The 22,350-nt window shown below is 71.3% G+C and carries 19 protein-coding genes and 2 tRNA genes; 11 read left to right on the forward strand and 10 right to left on the reverse strand.

The window, feature by feature from the left end:
- Positions 1-103: 103 nt before the first annotated feature.
- The gene (locus SGLAU_RS16885; RefSeq protein WP_043502424.1) at positions 104-652 is read right to left on the reverse strand and encodes a helix-turn-helix domain-containing protein; all 549 of its coding nucleotides are present in this window, start codon (positions 650-652) and stop codon (positions 104-106) included.
- A gap of 183 nt (positions 653-835) precedes the next feature.
- Here SGLAU_RS16885 and SGLAU_RS16890 point away from each other — a divergent pair.
- Positions 836-908: transfer RNA gene (locus SGLAU_RS16890), tRNA-Ala, on the forward strand.
- Between the two features lie 560 nt (positions 909-1,468).
- On the opposite strand, the gene SGLAU_RS16895 is transcribed toward SGLAU_RS16890, so the two are convergent.
- On the reverse strand, positions 1,469-2,173 hold the full coding sequence (locus tag SGLAU_RS16895) for a DUF5324 family protein (protein WP_043502427.1): 705 nt from the start codon (positions 2,171-2,173) through the stop codon (positions 1,469-1,471).
- Positions 2,174-2,492: 319 nt separating this feature from the next.
- Here SGLAU_RS16895 and SGLAU_RS16900 point away from each other — a divergent pair, with 319 nt between their 5' ends.
- Both SGLAU_RS16900 and SGLAU_RS16905 read left to right on the forward strand, forming a co-directional pair.
- The gene (locus tag SGLAU_RS16900) at positions 2,493-3,026 is read left to right on the forward strand and encodes a peptidylprolyl isomerase (protein ID WP_043502430.1); all 534 of its coding nucleotides are present in this window, start codon (positions 2,493-2,495) and stop codon (positions 3,024-3,026) included.
- Between the two features lie 128 nt (positions 3,027-3,154).
- The gene (locus SGLAU_RS16905; RefSeq protein WP_043502432.1) at positions 3,155-4,048 is read left to right on the forward strand and encodes a rhomboid family intramembrane serine protease; all 894 of its coding nucleotides are present in this window, start codon (positions 3,155-3,157) and stop codon (positions 4,046-4,048) included.
- 276 nt (positions 4,049-4,324) lie between these two features.
- On the opposite strand, the gene crgA is transcribed toward SGLAU_RS16905, so the two are convergent.
- The gene (gene crgA, locus SGLAU_RS16910; RefSeq protein ID WP_043502434.1) at positions 4,325-4,579 is read right to left on the reverse strand and encodes a cell division protein CrgA; all 255 of its coding nucleotides are present in this window, start codon (positions 4,577-4,579) and stop codon (positions 4,325-4,327) included.
- A 141-nt stretch (positions 4,580-4,720) separates the two neighbouring features.
- On the opposite strand from crgA, the gene SGLAU_RS16915 reads away from it, so the two are divergent.
- From SGLAU_RS16915 to SGLAU_RS16935, 5 genes are all read left to right on the forward strand, one after another.
- Positions 4,721-5,500 (forward strand): DUF881 domain-containing protein, encoded by a 780-nt coding sequence (locus tag SGLAU_RS16915; RefSeq protein WP_078957745.1) that lies wholly within the window; start codon positions 4,721-4,723, stop codon positions 5,498-5,500.
- Between the two features lie 67 nt (positions 5,501-5,567).
- A complete protein-coding gene (locus SGLAU_RS16920; protein ID WP_208869021.1) occupies positions 5,568-5,765 on the forward strand; it encodes a hypothetical protein in 198 nt (65 codons plus the stop codon).
- Entirely contained in the window at positions 5,762-6,400 is a 639-nt protein-coding gene (locus SGLAU_RS16925; protein WP_043502438.1) for an aminodeoxychorismate/anthranilate synthase component II, read from the forward strand. The genes SGLAU_RS16920 and SGLAU_RS16925 overlap by 4 nt, the downstream gene beginning before the upstream one ends.
- Positions 6,397-7,452 carry a class E sortase gene (locus tag SGLAU_RS16930; RefSeq protein ID WP_043502439.1) on the forward strand — a complete coding sequence of 352 codons (1,056 nt, stop codon included), beginning with the start codon at positions 6,397-6,399 and terminating at the stop codon, positions 7,450-7,452. The genes SGLAU_RS16925 and SGLAU_RS16930 overlap by 4 nt, the downstream gene beginning before the upstream one ends.
- Before the next feature lie 13 nt (positions 7,453-7,465).
- Positions 7,466-8,215, forward strand: a complete 750-nt coding sequence (locus tag SGLAU_RS16935) for a class E sortase (protein WP_043502442.1) — start codon at positions 7,466-7,468, stop codon at positions 8,213-8,215.
- A gap of 87 nt (positions 8,216-8,302) precedes the next feature.
- Here SGLAU_RS16935 and pknB read toward each other — a convergent pair whose 3' ends face one another.
- The 6 genes from pknB to SGLAU_RS16965 form a co-directional block, all read right to left on the reverse strand.
- Positions 8,303-10,309 carry a Stk1 family PASTA domain-containing Ser/Thr kinase gene (gene pknB, locus SGLAU_RS16940; protein ID WP_043502444.1) on the reverse strand — a complete coding sequence of 669 codons (2,007 nt, stop codon included), beginning with the start codon at positions 10,307-10,309 and terminating at the stop codon, positions 8,303-8,305.
- 168 nt (positions 10,310-10,477) lie between these two features.
- Positions 10,478-11,950 (reverse strand): peptidoglycan D,D-transpeptidase FtsI family protein, encoded by a 1,473-nt coding sequence (locus tag SGLAU_RS16945; RefSeq protein WP_043502446.1) that lies wholly within the window; start codon positions 11,948-11,950, stop codon positions 10,478-10,480.
- Positions 11,947-13,386, reverse strand: coding sequence for an FtsW/RodA/SpoVE family cell cycle protein (locus SGLAU_RS16950; protein WP_043502448.1), 1,440 nt, complete (start codon positions 13,384-13,386; stop codon positions 11,947-11,949). Before SGLAU_RS16950 ends, SGLAU_RS16945 begins: the two co-directional genes overlap by 4 nt.
- Positions 13,387-13,413: 27 nt before the next feature.
- Positions 13,414-14,946 carry a Stp1/IreP family PP2C-type Ser/Thr phosphatase gene (locus SGLAU_RS16955; RefSeq protein WP_052413782.1) on the reverse strand — a complete coding sequence of 511 codons (1,533 nt, stop codon included), beginning with the start codon at positions 14,944-14,946 and terminating at the stop codon, positions 13,414-13,416.
- 140 nt (positions 14,947-15,086) lie between these two features.
- Positions 15,087-15,599 (reverse strand): FHA domain-containing protein, encoded by a 513-nt coding sequence (locus SGLAU_RS16960; RefSeq protein WP_043502450.1) that lies wholly within the window; start codon positions 15,597-15,599, stop codon positions 15,087-15,089.
- 10 nt (positions 15,600-15,609) lie between these two features.
- Positions 15,610-16,461 carry an FhaA domain-containing protein gene (locus tag SGLAU_RS16965; RefSeq protein ID WP_043502451.1) on the reverse strand — a complete coding sequence of 284 codons (852 nt, stop codon included), beginning with the start codon at positions 16,459-16,461 and terminating at the stop codon, positions 15,610-15,612.
- A 472-nt stretch (positions 16,462-16,933) separates the two neighbouring features.
- Here SGLAU_RS16965 and SGLAU_RS16970 point away from each other — a divergent pair.
- Both SGLAU_RS16970 and SGLAU_RS16980 read left to right on the forward strand, forming a co-directional pair.
- Positions 16,934-17,017 (forward strand) — tRNA-Leu (locus SGLAU_RS16970).
- Between the two features lie 1,076 nt (positions 17,018-18,093).
- Complete coding sequence (locus tag SGLAU_RS16980) at positions 18,094-19,266, forward strand: transposase (protein ID WP_052414110.1); 1,173 nt, start codon at positions 18,094-18,096, stop codon at positions 19,264-19,266.
- 96 nt (positions 19,267-19,362) lie between these two features.
- On the opposite strand, the gene SGLAU_RS16985 is transcribed toward SGLAU_RS16980, so the two are convergent.
- On the reverse strand, positions 19,363-21,297 hold the full coding sequence (locus SGLAU_RS16985) for a helix-turn-helix domain-containing protein (protein ID WP_043502457.1): 1,935 nt from the start codon (positions 21,295-21,297) through the stop codon (positions 19,363-19,365).
- 296 nt (positions 21,298-21,593) lie between these two features.
- Between SGLAU_RS16985 and SGLAU_RS16990 the strand changes: the two genes are divergently transcribed.
- Positions 21,594-22,319 carry a methyltransferase domain-containing protein gene (locus SGLAU_RS16990; RefSeq protein ID WP_043502458.1) on the forward strand — a complete coding sequence of 242 codons (726 nt, stop codon included), beginning with the start codon at positions 21,594-21,596 and terminating at the stop codon, positions 22,317-22,319.
- The last annotated feature ends 31 nt before the right edge of the window (positions 22,320-22,350 follow it).

Raw genomic sequence — 22,350 nt, forward strand, 5'->3', positions numbered from 1 at the left:
CCCGCCCGTGCCCCTGTGGGTACGTCCCCGCCGGCGCCGCTCGCCGGGCCCCCTCCCGGCGCCGGCCCGGCTTCCGCACCCGTTCGGTGACCGGGCCGGTGGGTCAGCTCTGGTGGGCCTGGTAGTGCGCGACCGCGTCGGAGGTGCGGCCCGCGCCGTAGACCCGGAGGAACTCGGCCAGCTCCGGGTGGGTCGGGGCGAGGGACTCCGCGGCCTCGATGATGTCGCCCGCGGCGGCCACCGAGCGCAGCAGCGACTGGATCTCGCGGACCACCCGCTTGACCGTGGGCGCCCCTGAACCGTTGGTCGTCTGCGTGGTGTTGCTGAGCACCGAGCCCCCCTGCGACTTCTTGATCTCTTCCATCCGCTCGGTGGCCTCGGCCGCGCTCACGCTGCCGTCCGCGACCTGCCCGGCCAGCTCCTGCAGCAGCTGCACCCGCTGGACCACGGCGGGATTGCCGATCTTCGCGCGCTGACCGCTCATCAGCTGCGACAGCATCGGCGCCGACAGCCCCAGTACCCCCGCGAGACGAGCCTGGTTGAGGCCAAGATCGTCGATGAGCTTACGGAAGAGCGCCCCCAGCGGCTCCCCGTACCAGTTCCGCTGCAGTTCCCGCGCTCTTGCGGTGGCTTCCTGCTGTGCGGCGTCCATTGCGTCTCCCCATCGCTTCCCCAGAAACCGTGGTTCGCTGTAGCGAACCACGCCGAGCATCTTACGGAGAGTGGTCGTTCCGGGGGACCCCCCAATCCTTTTGCGAGATACCGGGGGCGACCCGCTACTCTGGTCTGCGGCGCCCGCCGGTACGCGGTTCCTCCGGCCGGACGTCTCCCTCAGGGGGCCTTAGCTCAGTTGGTAGAGCGCCGTCTTTGCATGGCGGATGTCAGGGGTTCGACTCCCCTAGGCTCCACTTCGGGAAAGCCCCTCCGGCTTGCGGTGACGCGAGACGGAGGGGCTTTCGCGTCGGCCGGGGCGTGCGGGTGCGCACAGCGCGCTCGGGTCCGGCTCGCGGGGCGCGCGGACCCGACGGGCGGGAGCACGCGCCGACTTGGACCACGGCAGGCGTGTGATCGCCGCGCCCCCGTGGGCTTGCGCGGCCTCGCCGTCCCTCTCCGCGTCCGCCCCCGGGCATGGCGCTCCCCCGGTGAACCGGCAGGTCACCGTCGTGCCGTCGGCCGGCCGCACGGCCCGTCGCCGGGGACGGCTCCCGCGCCCGGTACCCGGCTCGCAGATGCAACCGGGTTACGTTTGCCAGCCGAGACCGGACGAGCCGCGACGCAATCCGGCACGAACCGGGTCTTGGCTTTCGCGAACGGTCGTGCGGAGGGTGTGCCCGCCGCTCCCAGCACCAGCGGATTGACCGATCACCGGTCACCGAGCCCACCGGTTCCACGTGAAACACCCGTGTGGGGCAGGAGAACTCCAACTCTCCTGCCCCACACGGGTGTCAGGGCCGCGGCGCAGTGCTGTTCAGCCACGCTCGTCCCGCTCGGCGGCCTCCTCCTCGGCTTCCTTGGCCTGGACCTCGGGGTCCACGACCAGTGCCGGGTCGCTGCCGTCGACCGACGTCAGCCGGCCCGACTCGGGCACCTCGGTGGCGGCGGGCGGCTCGACCAGCCAGTCCGGGTTGGCCTGCTTGTCCCACCACTTCCAGGCGGCGTAGGCGCCGCCTCCGACCAGGCTCAGCACGGCCAGGAACTTGAAGGCGCGGCCGGCCTTCGCGCGGCGCTCGTGCTTGCGGACCAGCTTCTGGATCTCCTCGGGCGTGATCTGACCGCGGAGAGCGGCCAGCGCTGCGGCGCCCCGTGCCGTCGCCTCGCTCTTGACGGGCCCGGCCGCGGCGACCGCCTGTTCGATCCGGGGCCGGGAGTACTCGGCGGCCTGCCGTGCGGCCTTGCGGGTCCGGTAGGCGGCCTCGTGGGCGGCGTGGTCGACCTTCGGCGGCACATGCGAGCGGGCCTGCTCCAGGTACGGCGCGAGATGCACCGCGTACTGGACGCGGGCCTGCCCGGCGGCCTGCGACACCTTGGGCGCAAGGCGCGCACGGGCCTCCTGCGCGTAGAGCGCGGCTCGGTCCTTGGCCGTGTCGGCGTAGGGCGCCACCACTTCCGCGGCGTGCAGCACGCTGTCCTTCGCCGAGCCGGTCGCGGCGCGCACGCTGTCGATGCGGGTCACGGGTTCCTCCTCCTCGGTGGCGTACGGTATTTCGACTTTCCACCCTTTTACGGATCATGCCTGCCGGAGAGTGACGCGGCACGCGCGAAAGGGCATCCGGGTCACTCGCCGTCGCGCGGGGAGTGACCCGGGTGGTCGACAGGGGCTCGGCAAGCGGGCCTGCCGAGGATCGACGCTGGGGGTGAATGCGGAGCAATAGATCCTTTTGTCGACGATGCCACAAATCGCCACCGGTCGCTGGCGGACACGGGCGCGGGCGACGCGGTACCCGGACCGTGCGAGGATCGAGGGGTCACAGGAAGACAACGGAAGGCACATCGTGGCTGAGCAGCTTTACGCCACCCTGAAGACCAACCACGGCGACATCGAGGTCCGGCTCTTCCCGAACCACGCGCCGGAGACGGTCAAGAACTTCGTGGAGCTCGCCAAGGGCGAGCGGCAGTGGACCCACCCGGCCACGGGCGAGAAGTCCTCGGCGAAGCTGTACGACGGCACGGTCTTCCACCGGGTCATCAGCGGCTTCATGATCCAGGGCGGCGACCCGCTGGGCAACGGCACGGGCGGCCCGGGTTACCAGTTCAAGGACGAGTTCCACCCGGACCTGCGGTTCGACAAGCCGTACCTGCTGGCCATGGCCAACGCCGGCCCGGGCACCAACGGCTCGCAGTTCTTCATCACGGTCTCCCCGACGGCCTGGCTGAACCGCAAGCACACCATCTTCGGCGAGGTGACCGACGCGGCCAGCCAGAAGGTCGTCGACTCCATCGCGAGCACCCAGACCAACCCGCGCACCGACCGCCCGCTCAAGGACGTCGTCATCGAGACGGTCGTCGTGGAGACCCGCGAGGGCTGACCCGGGCCGACCCGCGAGGGCTCGGCGGGGCCGGGTCCGTGGGGTCGGGCCCGCGAGGGAACCAAACGCCCCTGCCGTCCGTAAGGATGGAGGGGGCGTTTCTCGCTCATGACGACGTAGGGGACCTCATGGACCAGGTGTCGGAAACTCCGCAGGAGGCGCACAGCCTGCCCGGCTGCTACCGCCACCCGGACCGTGAGACCGGGGTGCGCTGCACCCGCTGCGAGCGGCCCATCTGCCCGGAGTGCATGGTCAGCGCCTCGGTCGGCTTCCAGTGCCCGGAGTGCGTCCGGGGCGGCTCCGGCACCGGGCACCGGCCCGGCGCCGCGCAGCCCCGCAACCTGGCCGGAGCGCCCGTCGCCGTCACCGGTGATCCCCGGCTGGTCACCAAGGTCCTGCTCGTGCTCAACCTCGCGGTGTTCGTCGGGGTGCACGTCTCCTCGGCCCTGCTGGGGAAGCTGATGCTGATCGGCGCATGGCCGCCGGCGCCCTGGCTCCCCACGGAGGGCGTCGCCGAGGGCGAGTGGTACCGCCTGGTCACGGCGATGTTCACGCACCAGGAGATCTGGCACATCGCCTTCAACATGCTGAGCCTGTGGTTCCTCGGCCCCCAGCTCGAGGAGGCGCTCGGCCGGGTCCGCTATCTCGCGCTCTACCTGATCTCCGGTCTCGCGGGCAGCGGCCTGGCGTATCTGCTGCAGCCCGCGTCGACGGCCTCGCTCGGCGCCTCGGGCGCGATCTTCGGCCTGTTCGGCGCCACGGCCGTGCTGATGCGCCGCCGCCACTACGACATGCGCCCGGTGATCGCCCTGCTGGCGATCAATCTGCTCTTCACCTTCAGTCCGGGCTCCGACATCTCCTGGCAGGCCCACATCGGTGGCCTGGCCGGCGGAGTGGTGATCGGCTACGCGATGCTGAACGCCCCGCGGGAGCGGCGGGCCCTGGTGCAGTACGGTGCGTGCGCGCTGGTGCTGGCGGCGGTGGTCGGCATGACCCTGCTGCGGACCGCCCAGCTCACCTGAGCGCCGGCCATGCCCCCTGAGCGGGGGTTGTCCACAGCGTGTGCCCACCTTTGTGCATAGGGTGCGGGAACAGGTGTGCCCCCTGTCGCCGACCTGTGTTTTCGCAGGTCAGACAGGGGGCGAACACGCATTCGGAAGCCGGTAGTTCCGTCACACCGGCGTCAACCCTCGATGGGTTATCCACAGATCGTCGTTCTTTTTCCCCACTGTGGAAAAGGGTTGTGGATAACTCAGTGGTCAGCCCTGGGCAGAGCTGCGTTCACGACCCGGCAGGGTTCACTTCCACTGGGTGGAGACACCGAATCCGGCGGCGATGAACCCGAAGCCCACGACGATGTTCCAGTTGCCGAGGGCGTCGATCGGCAGCGAACCGTCGGTCACATAGAAGACGACGATCCAGGCCAGCCCGATGAGGAACATCGCGAGCATGACGGGCGCGACCCAGGTGCGGCTGGTCAGCTTGATGCTGGTCGCCTGCTTCGACGGCGGCGGCGTGTAGTCGGCCTTCTTGCGGATACGTGACTTCGGCACGAGGGTCTCTCCTGTCGATGCGCTGCGTGGCCGCGCAGGGATCTGGGTCGGGCTCGGGGCAGCGTACAAGGGGACTCTTAGCGCTCCCCCGGGCGTCCGTTAGCGTAGTGCTTCCGTGGCGCCGAAGGAGATAAGGGTACGTTGAGCAATTCTGCCGACTCTCCTCAGCCGGGATCCAGTGCTGCCCGGCGGGGATCTTTCCGTCCCGTCCGGATCCTCACGGTGGGCGTCTTCGCTCTCGCTGGCCTCCTTTTCTTCACCAGTTTCCACACGGCCAAGGGCACCAATATCCGTACGGATGCGTCCTTGCTGAAGCTTTCCGACCTCATTCAGGAACGCAGCCGCAAGAACGGCGAACTGGACGAGTCCAACGCCGCCCTGCGCGACCAGGTCGAAGCCCTTGCCGAACGCGACGACGGCAGCACCAGGGCCGAGGACGCGAAGCTGGCCGCCCTGGAGAAGAGCGCCGGCACCCAGGAGGTCACCGGCGAGGCCATCACCGTCACCCTGGACGACGCCCCGCCGAACGCCACCGCCAGGCTCCCCGGCTATCCCGAGCCGCAGCCGGACTACCTGGTCATCCACCAGCAGGACCTCCAGGCCGTGGTGAACGCGCTGTGGCAGGGCGGCGCCGAGGGCATCAAGGTCATGGACCAGCGGCTGATCTCCACCAGCGCCGTGCGCTGCGTCGGCAACACCCTGATCCTCCAGGGCCGCGTCTACTCGCCGCCGTACCGGATCCAGGCGGTCGGCGACCCCGGCCGGCTGCGCAAGGCGCTCGCCGAGAGCCCGGCGATCCAGAACTACATGGTGTACGTCAACGTCTACGGCCTGGGCTGGCAGGTCGAGGAGGACGGGACGGTGACGCTGCCGGGCTACTCGGGCACGGTCGACCTGCACCACGCGAAGCCGGTGCAGTAGCCCCGGACAGGCCGTCCGAAGGCAGCGGAAGCCGGGGCCCCGCGCCGTTAGTCTGGTGCCGTACGGCGTGAGTCTGGTGCCGTGGTACGACGGAAGGGACGGCATGTACGGCTGGATCTGGCGGCATCTGCCGGGCAACGTGTGGGTGAAGGCGCTGATCTCACTGGTCCTGATCCTGGCCGTGGTCTACGTCCTCTTCCAGTACGTCTTCCCGTGGGCGGAACCGCTTCTTCCCTTCAACGATGTGACGGTGGACAGCCAGTGAGCGCGCGCATTCTCGTCGTCGACAACTACGACAGCTTCGTCTTCAACCTGGTCCAGTACCTGTACCAGCTCGGTGCCGAGTGCGAGGTGCTCCGCAACGACGAGGTGTCGACCACGCACGCCCAGGACGGCTTCGACGGCGTGCTGCTGTCGCCCGGCCCCGGAGCGCCCGAGCAGGCGGGGGTCTGCATCGACATGGTCCGCCACTGCGCGGCGACCGGCGTGCCCGTCTTCGGGGTCTGCCTGGGCATGCAGTCCATGCAGGTGGCGTACGGCGGCGTGGTCGACCGGGCACCCGAGCTGCTGCACGGCAAGACCTCGCTGGTCGAGCACGAGGGCAAGGGCGTCTTCGCGGGCCTGCCCTCACCGTTCACCGCGACCCGCTACCACTCCCTGGCCGCCGAGCCGCCGACCGTCCCCGCCGAGCTGGAGGTCACCGCGCGGACCCGGGACGGCATCATCATGGGCCTGCGCCACCGCGAACTGCCCGTCGAGGGCGTCCAGTTCCATCCCGAGTCGGTGCTCACCGAGCACGGCCACCGCATGCTCGCCAACTGGCTGGCGGAGTGCGGCGACCAGGGCGCGCCGGCCCGCTCCGAGGGGCTGGCCCCGGTGGTGGGCAGGGCCACGGCGTGACCGCGCTGCGCCCCGAGCGCGAGAGCGCCTCGTACGGGCGCCGGCCCCACGAGGACTCCGGCACGCTGGGGGACGCGCAGGCCACGCGGTACCTGCCGGCGTACGACGGCACCGCCGCCCCGTACGAGCCGCCCGCCGACGACGAGACGGTGGCGCTGCGCCGCGCCGAGCCGCCCGGCGGCCCCGTCACGGCCCGGCGGCCCCCCGCCGGGGCCGATGCCGCGCCCGGTGGCCGAGCGGCCCGCAGAAGGGCCGCCAAGGGGCGTCACGGACGCCGCCGCAAGGGCGCGGCGCCGCAGCCCCCCGCGTCGAGCGGGGGCGGCGATCCGGGGGCCCCGCTCTCCCGCGTGGAGGCCCGCCGCCTCGCGAAGGCCCGCAGGCCCGGTCCGGGGGTGATCGCCAGCCGGGTGATCGGCGAGGTGTTCATCACCACCGGCGTGCTGATGCTGCTGTTCGTCACCTACCAGCTGTGGTGGACCAACGTCCGGGCGCACGCCCAGGCCGGCAGCGAGGCGAGCCAGCTCCAGGACGACTGGGCGAGCGGCAGGCGCAACCCCGGCGCCTTCGAGCCCGGCCAGGGCTTCGCCCTGCTGCACATCCCCGAGCTGGACGTCGTCGTCCCGATCGCCGAGGGCATCAGCAGCAAGAAGGTGCTGGACCGCGGCATGGTCGGGCACTACGCCGAGGGCGCCCTGAAGACGGCCATGCCCAGCGCCAGGACCGGCAACTTCGGGCTGGCGGGCCACCGCAACACGCACGGCGAGCCGTTCCGGTACATCAACAGGCTCGAGCCGGGCGACCCCATCATCGTCGAGACGCAGGACACGTACTACGTCTACAAGACGGCGTCGATGCTCCCGGTGACCCCGCCGAGCAACGTGAGCGTGCTCGATCCCGTGCCGAAGGGCTCGGGCTTCACCACCCCCGGCCGGTACATCACCCTGACCACCTGCACGCCGGAGTTCACCAGCAAGTACCGGCTGATCGTCTGGGGCAAGATGGTCGAGGAACGGCCGCGCAGCAAGGGCAAGCCGGATGCGCTCGTCAGTTAAGGGCAGATGATTCGTGGCAGCGACCACCGACGACACCGAAGAGCACACCGCGGCGCCCGGGACCGCGCCCACGCCCCGCCGCGGCCCCGGCAGGATCGCGACGGCGGTCGGTGTCCTCGGCGAACTCCTCATCACCGCGGGTGTGGTCCTCGGCCTGTTCGTCGTCTACTCGCTGTGGTGGACGAACGTCCTCGCCGACCGCGAGGCGGACCGGGAGAGCGACAGGGTCCGCGACACCTGGGCGCACGAGGGCAGCGGCGGTCCCGGTGCCCTGGACACCAAGGACGGCATCGGCTTCCTGCACGTGCCGGCCATGAACCGGGAGGAGATCCTGGTCAAGAAGGGCACCTCGACCAAGATCCTCAACAACGGTGTCGCCGGCTACTACACCGACCCGGTCAGGGCGACCCTGCCCACCAGCGGCAGGAACGGCAACTTCGCCGTCGCCGCCCACCGCGACGGGCACGGCGCCGAGTTCCACAACATCCACAAGCTGAGGAAGGGCGATCCGATCGTCTTCGAGACGAAGGACACCTGGTACGTCTACAAGGCCTACGCCACCCTCCCCGAGACCTCGAAGTACAACGTCGAGGTCCTCGACGCCGTCCCCCGCGAGTCCGGGCGGAAGAAGGCCGGCAAGTACATCACCCTGACCACCTGCACCCCGATCTACACCAGCCGCTACCGGTACGTCGTCTGGGGGGAGCTGGAGCGGGTGGAGAAGGTCGACGAGGACCGCACCCCGCCGCGGGAACTGCGCTGAGACGCGCGCCGTCACGGCGCACCCACGGAAAAGTCCCGGCCGCCCTCACGGGCCGCCGGGACTTCTCCGTACCACCGGGTGCGCCGGTCAGTCGCCGTCGCCGCCTCCGAAGAAGCCGCCTCCGCCGCCGTTGCCGTTGCCCCCGCCGTTGTTGCCCCCGCCGAAGCCGATGGTCGTCAGCGTGATCGTCGTCTGGCCCGGGTTGTCGACCTCGTTGCCGCCGTCCGGGTCCTGGTCGATCACCAGCGCGGTGTCGCTCTGGTCGCTGCCGCCCGCGAACTGGATGCTGGTGAACCCGGCCGCGGCCAGCTCCTGCTTCGCCTGGCCGACCGTCTTGTTGCGGACGTCCGGGACCTTGGTCTTCTGCTGCTGGAGCTTGCCGATCTTGATCGTCACCGTCGAGCCCGGGTCGACCGCGGTGCCCGCCGACGGGGTGGTCTCGATGACCTTGCCGTCCTGGTTCGGGTCGGCGGTCGGGACCTCGGTGCACTCGCCGGCCAGTCCGTTGGCCTGGAGCTGCGCCTTCGCCTCGTCACAGGAGCCGGAGACCGGCGGGACCGTCGCCTGTTCCTTCTCCTTCGCGACGATCAGCGTGATCGTGGAGCCCTTCTGGACCTCCTGGCCGGAGACGGGGTCCTGTTCGAGGACGGTGCCGGGTTCCTCCGGGGACTCCTTGCTCTCCGTCTCGACCTTGAAGCCGTACTTGTCGTCCTCCAGCTTCGACTTGGCCTCTTCCAGGCTGTCGCCGATCACACTGGGCACGGCGACCTCGGGTGCGCCGGTGGAGACCACCAGGTCGACCGTGGAGTCCTTCTCGACCTCGGTGCCCTGCGGCGGGTTCTGCTCGCAGATGCTGCCCTTCGGCTGCTCCTCGCAGGGCTTTTCCTCGAAGGTCAGCTGAAGGTCGGAGTTGACGGCCCGCTTCTCCGCGTCGGCCTTGCTCAGACCGACGAACTGGGGCACCGGCACCTTGTCGTTGCCCACGCCGTCGCCGCTGAACGCGAACTTGCCGATGAGGATCGCGCCGACGAGGACCAGCACCGCGGCGACGACCAGCAGGACCGTCGAGGTGCTGGACTTCTTCTGGCGGCGCCGGTCGGGGCGGTCGTCGTAGCCGTAGCCGCCGTCGTCCGGGTTCATCGGGGGCAGCATCGAGGTGGCGCCGCCGTCGGTGGAGCGCAGGGCCGTCGTCGGCTGGTCGTCGGGGTAGCCGCCGTAGCCCACGGAGCCCATCGCGGCGGTGGCCGCGACGGGGGCGCCGTCGAGGCAGGCCTCGATGTCGGCGCGCATCTCGTCGGCCGACTGGTAGCGGTAGTTCGGGTCCTTGGTCAGCGCCTTGAGGACGATGGCGTCCATCTCCGGCGTGATCTCGGGGTCGAACACCGACGGCGGCTGCGGCTCCTCCCGCACGTGCTGGTACGCGACGGCGACCGGGGAATCGCCCACGAACGGCGGGCGGACCGTCAGCAGCTCGTAGAGCAGGCAGCCGGTCGAGTACAGGTCCGACCGCGCGTCGACCTGCTCGCCCTTGGCCTGCTCCGGGGAGAGGTACTGGGCGGTGCCGATCACGGCCGCGGTCTGGGTCATGGTCATCCCGGCGTCGCCCATGGCGCGGGCGATGCCGAAGTCCATCACCTTGACCTGGCCGTTGCGGGTCAGCATGACGTTCGCCGGCTTGATGTCGCGGTGGACGATGCCGTTGCGGTGGGCGTACTCCAGGCCCTGGAGGATGCCGATGGTCATCTCCATGGCGCGCTCCGGCAGCAGCTTGCGGCCGGAGTGCAGCAGTTCACGGAGCGTGGAGCCGTCGACGTACTCCATCACGATGTACGGGATCGAGACCCCGTCGATGTAGTCCTCGCCCGTGTCGTAGACCGCGACGATCGCGGGATGGTTGAGCGAGGCGGCCGACTGGGCCTCCCGGCGGAACCGGGCCTGGAAGGACGGGTCGCGCGCGAGGTCGGCGCGCAGCGTCTTCACCGCCACGGTGCGGCCGAGGCGCGTGTCATGGGCGAGATACACCTCTGCCATGCCACCGCGGCCGAGCACCTGGCCCAGCTCGTACCGGCCGCCGAGGCGACGCGGCTCTTCCATAGCTTCCTACCAGCCCTCTCCGTCGGTCCCGACCGTTCACTCGTGCGGTCGGAGGTGCCGTCCGGGCCCTACCGTACCCGGATCGCTTTCTGTGACCTGGCCAAGCCCGTCACCCGATACAGGACCGGTATCGCAACGTGCACCGATGTGAGGGGGACGTGATCGGGGTCACTTCCGGTTGCCGATGACCGCCTCCATCACGCTCTTGGCGATGGGGGCCGCGAGACCGCCGCCGGAGATGTCACCGCGGTCGGCGTCCTCGTCCTCGACCACCACGGCGACGGCGACCGGGGAGCTGCCGTCGCTGAGCTTGGCGTAGGAGATGAACCAGGCGTACGGCTTCTCGCTGTTGTCGACGCCGTGCTGGGCGGTACCGGTCTTGCCGCCGACCTTGACGCCGTCGATCTTGGCGGTGCCGCCGGTGCCCTCCTCGACGACGGTCTCCATCATCGACTGGAGCTTCTGCGCGTTCTCCTCCGACAGCGGCCGGCTCAGCTCCTCCGGGTCCGTCTGCTCGAGGGTGTCGAGGTTGGGCGCCTGGAGCTTGTCGACCATGTACGGCTTCATCAGGGAGCCGTCGTTGGCGACCGCCGAGGCGACCATGGCCATCTGCAGCGGGGTCGCGGCGGTGTTGAACTGGCCGATGGAGGACAGCGCGACCTCGGAGGGCGCCATGTCCTCGGAGAAGACGGAGGCGTTGGCGCGCACCGGCGTGAAGTGCTCGGTGGTGAAGCCGAAGTCCTTGGCCTTCTCCAGCATCTTGTCGTTGCCGATCTCGGAACCGACCTTGCCGAAGACGGTGTTGCAGGACCACTGGAGCGCCACGCGCAGGGTGGCGTTCTTGCAGGGGTGGTTGCCGTCGTTCTTCAGCGGGGTGGTGGTGCCGGGCATGGTCCACGGCAGCGGGGTGTCGGTCGGCTCGTCCGGGTCCGGGTACTTGCCGTACTCCAGCGCGGCGGCGGCGGTGACGACCTTGAACGTGGAGCCCGGCGGATAGGTCTCGCGCAGGGCCCGGTTGAGCATCGGGTCGTTCGGGTTGTTCTTCTTCTGGAGCTTGTTCCAGGCCTTCTGGTCGTCGTCGGAGTAGCCGGCGATCGTCGACGGGTCGTACGACGGGTAGGAGGCCAGCGCCAGGATCTTCCCGGTGGACGGCTCGATCGCGGCGACGGCACCCTTGCCGCGCTCCTTCAGGCCCTCGTACGCCGCCTTCTGCGCGGCGGCGTTGAGCGTGGTGACGACGTTGCCGCCCTCCTTCTTCTCCCCCGTGAGCATGTCGAGGGTGTTGCGGAAGAAGAGCCGGTCGTCGTTGCCGGTGAGGATGCCGTCCTCGAGGTTCTCCAGCTGGTTGGTGCCGAAGGCCTGGGAGGCGTAGCCGGTGACGGGCGCCCACATGGGGCCGTCCTTGTAGGTGCGGACGTACTCGAAGTCGCCGCGCTCGGCCCGCTTGGAGCCGGTGACCGCCTTGCCGTCGACGATGATGTCGCCGCGCGGGGTGGCGTAGCGCTCGATGGCCACCCGGCGGTTGTCGGTGTCCGATGCGAGCTCGTCCGCGCGGACGTACTGGAGCCAGTTGTCGCGGATCAGCAGCGTCAGCATGAGCAGCCCGCAGAAGATCGCGATCCGTCGCAGGGGCTTGTTCACGGGCGGACCACCTGGGTCATCTCGGCGTCGGGGTTGGGGGCGGGGGAGGGGGCCGGGCGGCGCGCGGTGTCGCTGATCCGCAGCAGGATGCCGATCAGCGCCCAGTTGGCCAGCACGGACGAACCGCCGTACGCGAGGAACGGCATCGTCATACCGGTCAGCGGGATGAGGCCCATCACACCGCCGGCCACCACGAAGACCTGGAGCGCGAAGGCGCCGGACAGGCCGATGGCGAGCAGCTTGCCGAACGGGTCGCGGGCGGCGAGGGCGGTGCGCACGCCGCGCTCCACGATCAGCCCGTAGATCAGCAGGATCGCCATCACACCGGCCAGGCCCAGCTCCTCGCCGAAGGTGGCGAGGATGAAGTCGGAGTTGGCGGCGAAGCGGATCAGCTCGGAGTGGCCCTGCCCCCAGCCGCTGCCGAGGGTGCCGCCGGAGCCGAACGCCCACAGCGCCTGCATGGCCTGCTCGGAGTGGCCGACGACACCCTGCCGGGAGAGCATGTACTCGCCCATCGGGTCCAGCCAGGCGTCCACGCGCTGCTGGATGTGCGGCTCGAAGCTCGCCACGCCGACGGCGCCGACCGCGGACATCAGCAGACCGAAGACGATCCAGCTGGTCCGCTCGGTGGCGACGTACAGCATGATGACGAACATTCCGAAGAACAGCAGCGAGGTGCCGAGGTCGGTCTCGAAGACCAGGATGAGGATCGAGATCGCCCAGACGACCACGATCGGGCCGAGGTCGCGGCCGCGCGGCAGGTACAGGCCCATGAACCGGCGGCTGGCGAGCGCCAGGGCGTCCCGCTTCACCATCAGGTAGCCGGCGAAGAAGACGGCGAGGACGATCTTCGCGAACTCACCGGGCTGGAGGGTGCCCAGACCGGGGATCTTGATCCAGATCTTCGCGCCGAAGACGTCCGTGCCCAGGCCCGGCACCAGCGGCAGGATCAGCAGCACCAGGGCCACGAACATCGAGATGTACGTGTAGCGCTGCAGGACGCGGTGGTCCTTCAGGAAGATCAGCACCACGATGAACAGGGCGATGCCCAGCGCGGTGTACAGCAGCTGCCGGGGCGCGGCCGTGACGAAGGTGGGCAGCGACTGCAGCAGCTTCGACTGGTCCAGCCGCCAGATCGCGACCAGTCCCAGCCCGTTCAGCAGGGTGGCCAGCGGCAGCAGCAGCGGATCCGCGTACGGCGCGAACTTCCGTACGACGAGGTGCGCGATGCCGGCCAGCAGGCCGAGGCCCAGGCCGTAGCTCAGCAGCCCGGACGGCACCTGCCCGTTGATCGCGAGGCCCACATTGGCGTACGCGAAGACCGGGATGACCACCGCGAAGACCAGCAGGGCCAGCTCGGTGTTGCGGCGGCTCGGCGTACCGATGGAGCCGATCGTTGACGTGTGGTGCGTCGGCGTGTTGGTAGTACTGCTCATCGTGTGACAGGGCCTCTCACGGCTTGCCTACTGCTTACCGCACAGCGAGACGACCTTCTGCTCTTCCTCCGAGAGGCTGGGGCCGGGGCTGGGAGTGGCGGTCGGGGTCGCGGACGCGGACGGGTTCGGGGACACCGAGGGGCTCGGCGACGCCTTGGACGTGACGGAGGTGCGGGTGGTTCCCGTGATGCCGCCGGCCTGGCCCTCGCCGGTGCGCGCGGTGTTCTCGCGCTCGGCGGCGCGCTGCTCCGCCTGCTTGCGGCACGCGGAGGCCTGCACGGCCAGTTCGCCGATCTTCGCCCGGGCGTTCTTCAGGCTGCCCTCGGTGATCGTGCCCTCGACCAGTTTCCGCTGGTAGGGAGGCAGGTACTTGAGTTCGATCTCCGGGTGGTCCTTCTCGACCTCGGACAGCGACACCCAGGCCAGGTCCTGGCTGATGCCGCGGTACAGGGCGACGTGCTCGCCGTTGGCGCCCACGTAGTACTGGGTCTGGGTCCAGCGGTAGCCGCCGTAGAGGCCGCCGCCGACCACGGCCAGCGCGAGGACGCCGTAGAAGGACCGCTTGAGCCAGCGGCGGCCCTTGCGGGGCTTGCCGTAGTCGTCCTCGTCACCGAGGCCGTCGAAGCCGCCCGCGGGGATGAAGCCGGTCACGTCGCCGGAGCCGGGCGGGCCGAACTCGCCGCCGCCGCCCTGGCCGGGCACCTGCCGGCCGAGGCCGGAGGCGCGTCCGGCGGGGGTCTGCATGATGCCGTTGTCGGAGAGCTGGTGCTGGTTCTCGGCGACCGCGCCGACCACCACCGGGGTGTCCGAGAGCTGCCCGGCGAGGGTGTCGCCGGTGTCCAGGTCGAGGACGTCCGCGACGATCACCGTGATGTTGTCGGGGCCGCCGCCGCGCAGCGCGAGCTGGATCAGCTCCTGCACGGTCTCCTGCGGGCCCTGGTAGCTGGCGAGGGTGTCCTCCATCGTCTGGTGGGAGACGACTCCGGACAGCCCGTCGGAGCAGATCAGGTAGCGGTCGCCGGCCCGGACCTCGCGGATCGACAGGTCGGGTTCCACGTGGTCGCCGCTGCCGAGGGCCCGCATCAGCAGGGAGCGCTGCGGGTGGGTGGTGGCCTCCTCCTCGGTGATGCGGCCCTCGTCGACCAGCCGCTGCACCCAGGTGTGGTCCTGGGTGATCTGGGTGAGGACGCCGTCGCGCAGAAGGTAGGCGCGGGAGTCGCCGACGTGCACCAGGCCGAGCCGCTGGCCGGTCCACAGCAGGGCGGTGAGCGTGGTGCCCATGCCCTCCAGGGACGGGTCCTCCTCGACCATCTGCCGCAGCTGGTCGTTGGCCCGCTGCACGGCCGCGCCGAGCGAGGTGAGCACGTCGGAGCCGGGGACGTCGTCGTCGAGGGCGACGATGGTGGAGATCGCCTCGGAGGAGGCGACCTCGCCGGCGGCGGCGCCGCCCATGCCGTCGGCGATGGCGAGCAGCCGGGGGCCCGCGTAACCGGAGTCCTCGTTGCCCTCGCGGATCATGCCTTTGTGCGAACCGGCGGCGAAGCGCAGTGACAGACTCATGCGCACCTCGCCCGTCGGCTCCGGGTACAGCCGATCGTGTCGAGCCACACTGCCCACCCTCCGGTCGGGAGCGCGCCGGGGCCCCGGGTGTGGACCGCCGCTGCGTGCTCGCTCCGCTCGCGCTCATTCATGACGTGGCACTACTTCCGCAGCTCGATGACGGTCTTGCCGATGCGGATCGGCGCACCCAGCGGGATCGGCGTCGGAGTCGTGAGGCGGGACCGGTCCAGGTACGTGCCGTTGGTGGACCCGAGGTCCTCGACGATCCACTGGCCGTCCCGGTCCGGGTAGATCCTGGCGTGCCGGCTCGAGGCGTAGTCGTCGTCCAGCACGATGGTGCTGTCGTGCGCCCGGCCCAGCGTGATGGTCTGGCCCTGCAGCGCGACGGTGGTGCCCGTGAGGGTGCCCTCGGTCACGACCAGCTTGGTGGGGGCGTTGCGGCGGGCGCGGCCGCCCGCGGGCTGCTGGCGCTGCTGCGGCGGCGCCTGGCGTGCCGCGGCCTGCTGCGGCCGGCCGGCGTCCCGCCGGGATCCGCGCTGGGTGACGCGCGTTCCGAACAGGTCGCTGCGGATGACCTGCACGGCCACGATCACGAACAGCCACAGTACGGCCAGGAAACCCAGCCGCATGACCGTGAGGGTCAGCTCTGACATTGCCCCCGGATCACCCTTCGGCTTGCCTATAGATAACGGTGGTGCTGCCCACGACGATCCGCGAGCCGTCGCGGAGCGTAGCGCGGGTGGTGTGCTGCCCGTCCACCACGATGCCGTTGGTGGACCCGAGATCCTGGATCGTCGAGGGCGTTCCGGTCCGGATCTCGCAGTGCCGGCGGCTCACGCCGGGGTCGTCGATCCGCACGTCGGCGTCGGTGCTGCGGCCCAGCACCAGCGTCGGGCGGGAGATCTGATGGCGGGTGCCGTTGATCTCGATCCAGTAGCGGGTGCGTCCGCCGGCCGCCGGCGCGGCGGGGGGACGCTGGCCGGCCGCGGCCGGCGGGTAGCCGTAGCCGCCGGGGCGGGCCCCGGGCGGCGGGGCGGCGGGCATGGGCGGCGCGCCCGCGGGGGCGGCCGGCGGGTAGCCGTAGCCGCCGGGGCGGCCGGCGGGCGGGGCGGCGGACGCCGGGGGCTGCTGCTGGCTGCTCGAGGAGGCGAGCGTGCGGCTGCGCACCCGGTACAGGCCGGTGTCGAGGTCGTCGGCCTTCTCCAGGTGGACCTTGATCGGGCCCATGAACGTGTAGCGCTGCTGCTTGGCGTAGTCGCGGACCATGCCGGCCAGCTCGTCGCCGAGCTGCCCGGAGTAGGGGCTCAGGCGCTCGAAGTCCGGGGTGCTCAGCTCGACGATGAAGTCGTTGGGGACGACGGTGCGGTCACGGTTCCAGATGGTGGCGTTGTTGTCGCACTCGCGCTGGAGCGCTCCCGCGATCTCCACGGGCTGCACCTCGGACTTGAACACCTTGGCGAAGGTGCCGTTGACCAGACCTTCGAGACGCTGCTCGAAACGCTTCAGGACTCCCATGGGGCACCTCCTCCGTCGTTGCCGTCCTGCGTACTGCCGTGCGTGCTGTCGTGCCTGCTGTTCTGTCTACTGCCCTGTGTACTGCCGTGCGTGCCGCCGTGTGTACTGCTTACCCGGTACTGCTTACTGATCGTATCCACGCGCCCGTGAATCGGCTGGTTCCCCCTGTCAGCGCGGTCGACGGGTGTCGAACGCGCGCCGACGCCTGCGAGGTTCCCTGCCGGGCCCCCCTTCGAACTCCTGCCATGGATCGTAGAGGCGGCCACAAACAAGTGTCCCGCACCGGGCTGTGGACTCGGTCCGGCTCCCGGGGGGACGGGCGGGACCGGTACCAGGTTGATACGTGACGGCCAGGCACCCGGGCCGGAGGGGGCCGGGGAACGGATGTGAATCCACCCCGGACAGCGTGCTAATGTTCTGCGTGTCGGAAGGCGCCGGGCCGAAAGGAACGGGGCCGGAGGACACACCCAATGCGCGGGTGGCGGAATAGGCAGACGCGCTGGATTCAGGTTCCAGTGCCCGCAAGGGCGTGGGGGTTCAACTCCCCCCTCGCGCACAGCTGGAAGCCCCGCAGGTCTCGGACCTGCGGGGCTTTCGCGTTTCCCGGGTCGCGGCCGGTGTGTGACCGATGTCTCAGTCCCCGGGGGGTTCCCTGCCGGTGGGACGTGGACGTCGTCGCCCCGGTGCCGGGGCGCGTGGTTGCGGCGAGCCGCGGGGGACCGGTGGGTGCCGTCGCCGGGCCGCGCCTCGACCCGGCCGCCCGCGCGGTGCCGTTCCCACCCTCCCCCGACGTGGTCGAGCCGTCGTCGAGGCCGGTGACGCGTTCCGGCGGCCACCCGGCAGGCGGCCGGTCCCGGCGAGGGCCTCCGGGTCCGCCGCGAGGGCCCCTGAGGCCGCCGCGAACCCCTCCCGGCCGGCGGTGCGGGCCCTCGCACGGCGGTGCGGACCCGCGGTGTGATCAGGGCCACGCCCTCCTCCCGGACGTGGGCGGCGCTCGGCGGGGTCGCCGGGGTCGCCGGGGTCGCCGGGGTCGACGCCGGACGGCTCGGCCGCCCGCTTCGTTGCCGCTCGCTCATACGCGTTCCACCGTCCCACCGGACACCGCGTACCGCGCGCCGGCCAGCACCTGCCGGCGTCGGAGGTGCCGGGGGACCGCCCCGTGCCGGCGCGAGGTCACCGCGTCGAGTGCGGCGGCCCCGGACCTCCCGCAGGGGCCGGAGATCCGCGGCCGGCTGCCGGTGGTGGTCGTCCGCATCGGTGCCGTAGCCCATCGTCGGGTGCCGGGGTGCTCGGTCTCCCGCGGGCCCGTACCCACCCCCGCGCCCGCCCGTCGCAGCGGTCGGCCAGGCCTCGAAGCGGTGGTCCGGGCACCGTGCGGCGGTGATTTCGCGGTGGTGCCGCCACCATCGCGGCACGGTGCGTCTCGCGCCGAGGGGTGCCCGGAGCTGTCGGCACGGCCCGCCGAGGGGCCGTGCGGGCCGCGCCCGGGCCGCCCCGCGGGGCCGTGATGGTCCGCCGCGCACCCGGGGCCCGAGATGTGTGACCGGTGCACCTGGCTGGTTCTCGGCCTCCCGCCGCACCGTTGAGGGGCGCAGGAAAACCCTGGGGGGAAGGGAGACACCAGTGACCCTGATGAGGGTGGAACCGCCCGAGAGTCCCGGGCGGCGGTACGTGCCCGACTCGATCGTCGGCGACGTGTGCGCGGAGCTGTTCGCCTCGCTGCCGCGCAGCGACCAGCGCCGGAAGGGCGAACTGTACGTGCGGGGGCTGCTGCGGGCCGAAGGACGCAAGTCCGTCCGGAACATCGCGGCCTACGTCGGCGGGAGGGCGGCCGAGCAGAGCCTGCACCACTTCGTCGCCTCGTCCACCTGGGACTGGGCGCCCGTACGGGCCGCGCTCGCCCGCTACCTGGAGCGCACCCTGCGGCCCCGCGCCTGGGTGGTGCGGCCGATGGTCATCTCCAAGGCGGGCACCGAGTCCGTGGGCGTCGCCCCGCGCTTCGTGTCCGGCATCGGACAGGTCGTCAACAGCCAGCAGGCGTTCGGGGTCTGGGCGGTCGACGAGGAGAGCGGCTGCCCCGTGAACTGGCGGCTCGCGCTGCCCGGGAAGTGGCGCGACAGCATCCGTTCCGTCTCGCCGCACATACCGGAGTCGGAGCTGGCGGCGTCCCCGCTGGACTGCGCCGTCCGGGCCGCGCGCCAGGTGCAGGGGTGGACCGGGCCGCCGCGCCGGCCGGTGGTGCTCGACCTCCAGGACGCCGACCCGGCGGCCGTGGCACGGCGCTTCCGGCTCGCGGGCCTGCCCTTCGTCTGCGCGGTGCGCGGCACCGTCCGGGTCGGTTGCGCGGACCCGGCGCTGCCCGGCACCGAGGGCCGGGCGCTGGCCGCGCACCAGCTGCTGCTGATGGCCCGCACCCTGCGCCGGCCGGTCACCTGGACCGACCCCGTCACGCAGGTGCCCGGCACCAGCCTGGTGGCCGGTGTGCGGGTCACGCTGGGCGAGGGCACGGAACCGCTGCTGCTGCTCGGCGAGTGGACCGACCCGCGCGGCTGGCCGCAGCGGTACTGGATCAGCAGGCTCGGTGACATGCCGCTCGGCGCCCAGCTCCGGCTGGCCCGCCTGGTGGGCAACGTGGACGCGGACTTCGCCCGGATCTCCGTACCGGTGGGGCTGACCGACTTCAGCGGGCGCTCGTACGAGGGCTGGCACCGGCACACCACGCTGGCCTCCGTCGCGCATGCCGTCCGCCTGCTCACCGGCACCGACGGCCGCCGCGGTGACCAGCCGGCGGAGCTGCCCGCCTGAGCGGGGCGGGGCCGGACCGCGCGGCCGGGCACGGTGTCGCGCGCGGCGGGGCCGTGGGCCGGGTGCGGCCGGTGGCCCCGCCGGGCGGACCGCCTGTCAGCCGATCACCTGTCTGGGCTGGCCGCCGTGGCGCTGGTTGAGGGTGGCGCGGGTGCGCTGGAGCTGGAGGGCCAGCTGCACCTGGAGGGCGCGGGACGGTTTCTGCCAGCCCTCACCGAGCAGTTCGGTGATCCTTTCCAGCCGGCGCGAGACGGTGTTGGGGTGGACGTGCAGGACCTCGGCGGCCCGTGACGGGCTGTTGGCCGAGGCGAAGTACGCCTCCAGCGTCGGGACCAGCTCGGTGAACTGCTGGTCGTCGTAGTCGAGGACCGGGCCGATGGTGTCGCTGATGAAGGTGGCGACGTCCGGCCGTTCGGAGAGGAGGAGGCCGAGGAAGCCGAGGTCCTGCGGGGAGGCGGTGCCGCCGGGGCCCATGAGCCGGGTCACCGCGTCCAGGCAGCGGCGGGCCTCCTCGTGGACGGCGGCTATCTGCCCGGGCCCGCGAGCCGGCCCGGCCGAGCCGACGGTCACGGGGCAGCGCAGCGCCTCGCCGAGTTCCTTGGAGACCGCCTGCGCGGCGGGTCCCGCGTCGGTGCCGGGCAGCAGCAGCACCATGCGGTCGCCGTCGACGTGCTTCAGCCCGCGGTGGCGGTGCGCGTAGGAGGAGGCCCAGGCGGCGGTGCGGCCGCGCAGGCCCTTCTCGACGCGGGCGACGACCATGACGTGCGGCGCCTCCAGGTCGAGGTCGAGGCGCCGGGCCTGTTCCGCGACCTGCTCCGGCGGGGGCGGTGTGCCGCGCAGCAGGCTGTGGAAGAACTCGTCGCGCAGCTGGCCCTGGGTGGCGGCGACCCCGTCCTGGATCATCAGGGTGACCGCGGTGAGCTGGGCGGTCAGGCCGAGGAGCTGGAGCTGGTGGTCGTCGGCGGGGCCGTCGGCGGTGAACAGCAGCGGGCCGAGCAGGTCGTCGCCCACCCGGACGGCGGCGACCCAGGTGTGCGGGGTGGCGGCACCGCAGGCCACCGGCCGGCTCTCGGCGTGCGCTTCCAGTAAGGCGACCCGCAGGTCCTCCTCGGAGGGTTCGGCGAGGGTGCCCACCGGTCCGGCGAGGATCCGCCCGGAGGGGTCCCGGACCAGCAGCGCGCCGTCCAGGGCGCGGGCCGCCTCGGTGATCAGGGCGCCGAGTCCGCCGCCGCGCAGCACCAGGTCGAGCAGTCGGCAGTGGGTCTCGCCGAGCCGGCGGGCTGCGGTGGAGGAGTCCCGGGCGCGGGAGGTGTTGCGGGCGAGGGCGACCACCTCGTGCCGGGTCTGTTCCAGCAGCCGGGCCTTCTCGATGGCGACGGCGGCGAGGTCGGCGAGCGAACTCATCAGCGAGACCTCGTCCGGGCTGAAGTGCCGTACCCGGCGGTCGGCGACGTAGAGGACGCCGAGGCCGGTGCCCTCGTGCTGGAGCGGCACCGCCATCACGGCGTGCAGGCCCTCGGCGCGCACGACCTCGTCGATGACCTCGGAGTGGGTGAAGCGGTCGTCGGCGAGGTAGTCCGCCGACCAGAAGGGCGCGGAGCCCTCGGCGGCGCGCCGGCCGACGCCGCCGTCGAGCGGCACGCTGAAGCCGATGGTGAGCGCGGACGCGTGGCCGTCGGCCGCGCGCACCCGGGAGCACCGTGCCTCCACGTCGTCGAACGACACCCAGGACATGGCGAGTCCGAGCAGCAGCCGGGCGCGCCGGGTGATGACCTTCAGCAGTGCGTCCAGGTCGTACGGCAGGGTGAGGTCCCGTGCGGTGTCGACCAAGGCGGCGAGTCCGGCCTCCCGCTGCTGCCGGCGCGCGAAGAGCGCGTGGATGCCCAGGCTGAGGTCGACCGCCCTGGTCAGGCGGGCCATTTCCGCCTTCGAGGTGCCGTTCGCCCGGGCTTGGTGGAGCACGTCCTGCAGCGCGGAAGCGGGTGCCTCCTTTTGCAGTAGTTCCAGTAGTTCGAATGCCTCGTCGGCCACGACGGTTCCCCCCGGCACCTGTGCGGTCGCATCTGTCCAGCGACATGAGTCGAAGCGGAGCTTTGACCGCCAGAAAGTATTTCCTTGGGCCAAGAGGAGGTCAACACGCAATTGCAACAAGCATTTGAAGATTGGACCGGACCGGCTGCCGGCCGCTCGGTGTGACGGGGCCACCACACACGGCGGTCAGGTTGTCACTGGGGCACCTTCTGGTGGACGGCTCCGAGCGGTGAGGCTGATCACGATCCCTCCCCGGGATCGCCACCCACCACTCACAAGCCACGAGGAGACGTCACATGCCGTCCGTGCTCAGGAGTTACGAGCGGTCTCTCGAGCGGAGCCGTATCTCGCTGACCCGCGAGGACCGTCCCCGGGTGTTCACGCTGTGCGGGGAGGAGTGGGACCTGCTGGACGAGGTGTTCGCCCCGGTGTTCTCGCCGTCGACCGGGGTGGCGCTGGAGCTGCTGGGCCTGAACCAGAGACCCCCGGTGCCGTGCAGCGGTTCGTTCCTGGAGGTCGGCTGCGGCACCGGGGTCATCGCGGTGATGGGCGCCCTGGCCGGGTACGACCGGGTGGTCGCCTCCGACATCAACCCGCGGGCGGTGGAGAACGCGGCGCTCAACGCGGAGCGGCACGGCGTCACCGGCCGGCTCCGGGCCGTGCACAGCGACCTGTTCTCCGGGCTGGAGGAGGGCGAGCGGTTCGATACCGTCTTCTGGAGCTCGAACTACGTGATGGGCCCGGAGACCTACGAGTACCGGTCCGTCCACGAGTGCGCCTACGTCGACCCGGGTTACCGCGCCCACCGCCGGTACCTGGAACAGGCGCCGGACCGCGTCACGCCGGGAGGGCGGGCGCTGCTGCACTTCAGCGACCGCGGTGACCTGCCCGCGCTGCACCGGATGGCCGACGCGACCGGGCGGCGGCTGCGGGTGCTGGAGAGCTGCCGGGTGCGCGAGGGCGAGTACGGTGACGACATCGTCGAGCACATGCTGATCGAGATCACGCGCGCCGCCGGCTGAGACGGCGGCGCAACCGGCCACGCAGCATCAC

It is taken from the genome of Streptomyces glaucescens (assembly GCF_000761215.1).
Taxonomy (GTDB): domain Bacteria; phylum Actinomycetota; class Actinomycetes; order Streptomycetales; family Streptomycetaceae; genus Streptomyces; species Streptomyces glaucescens_B.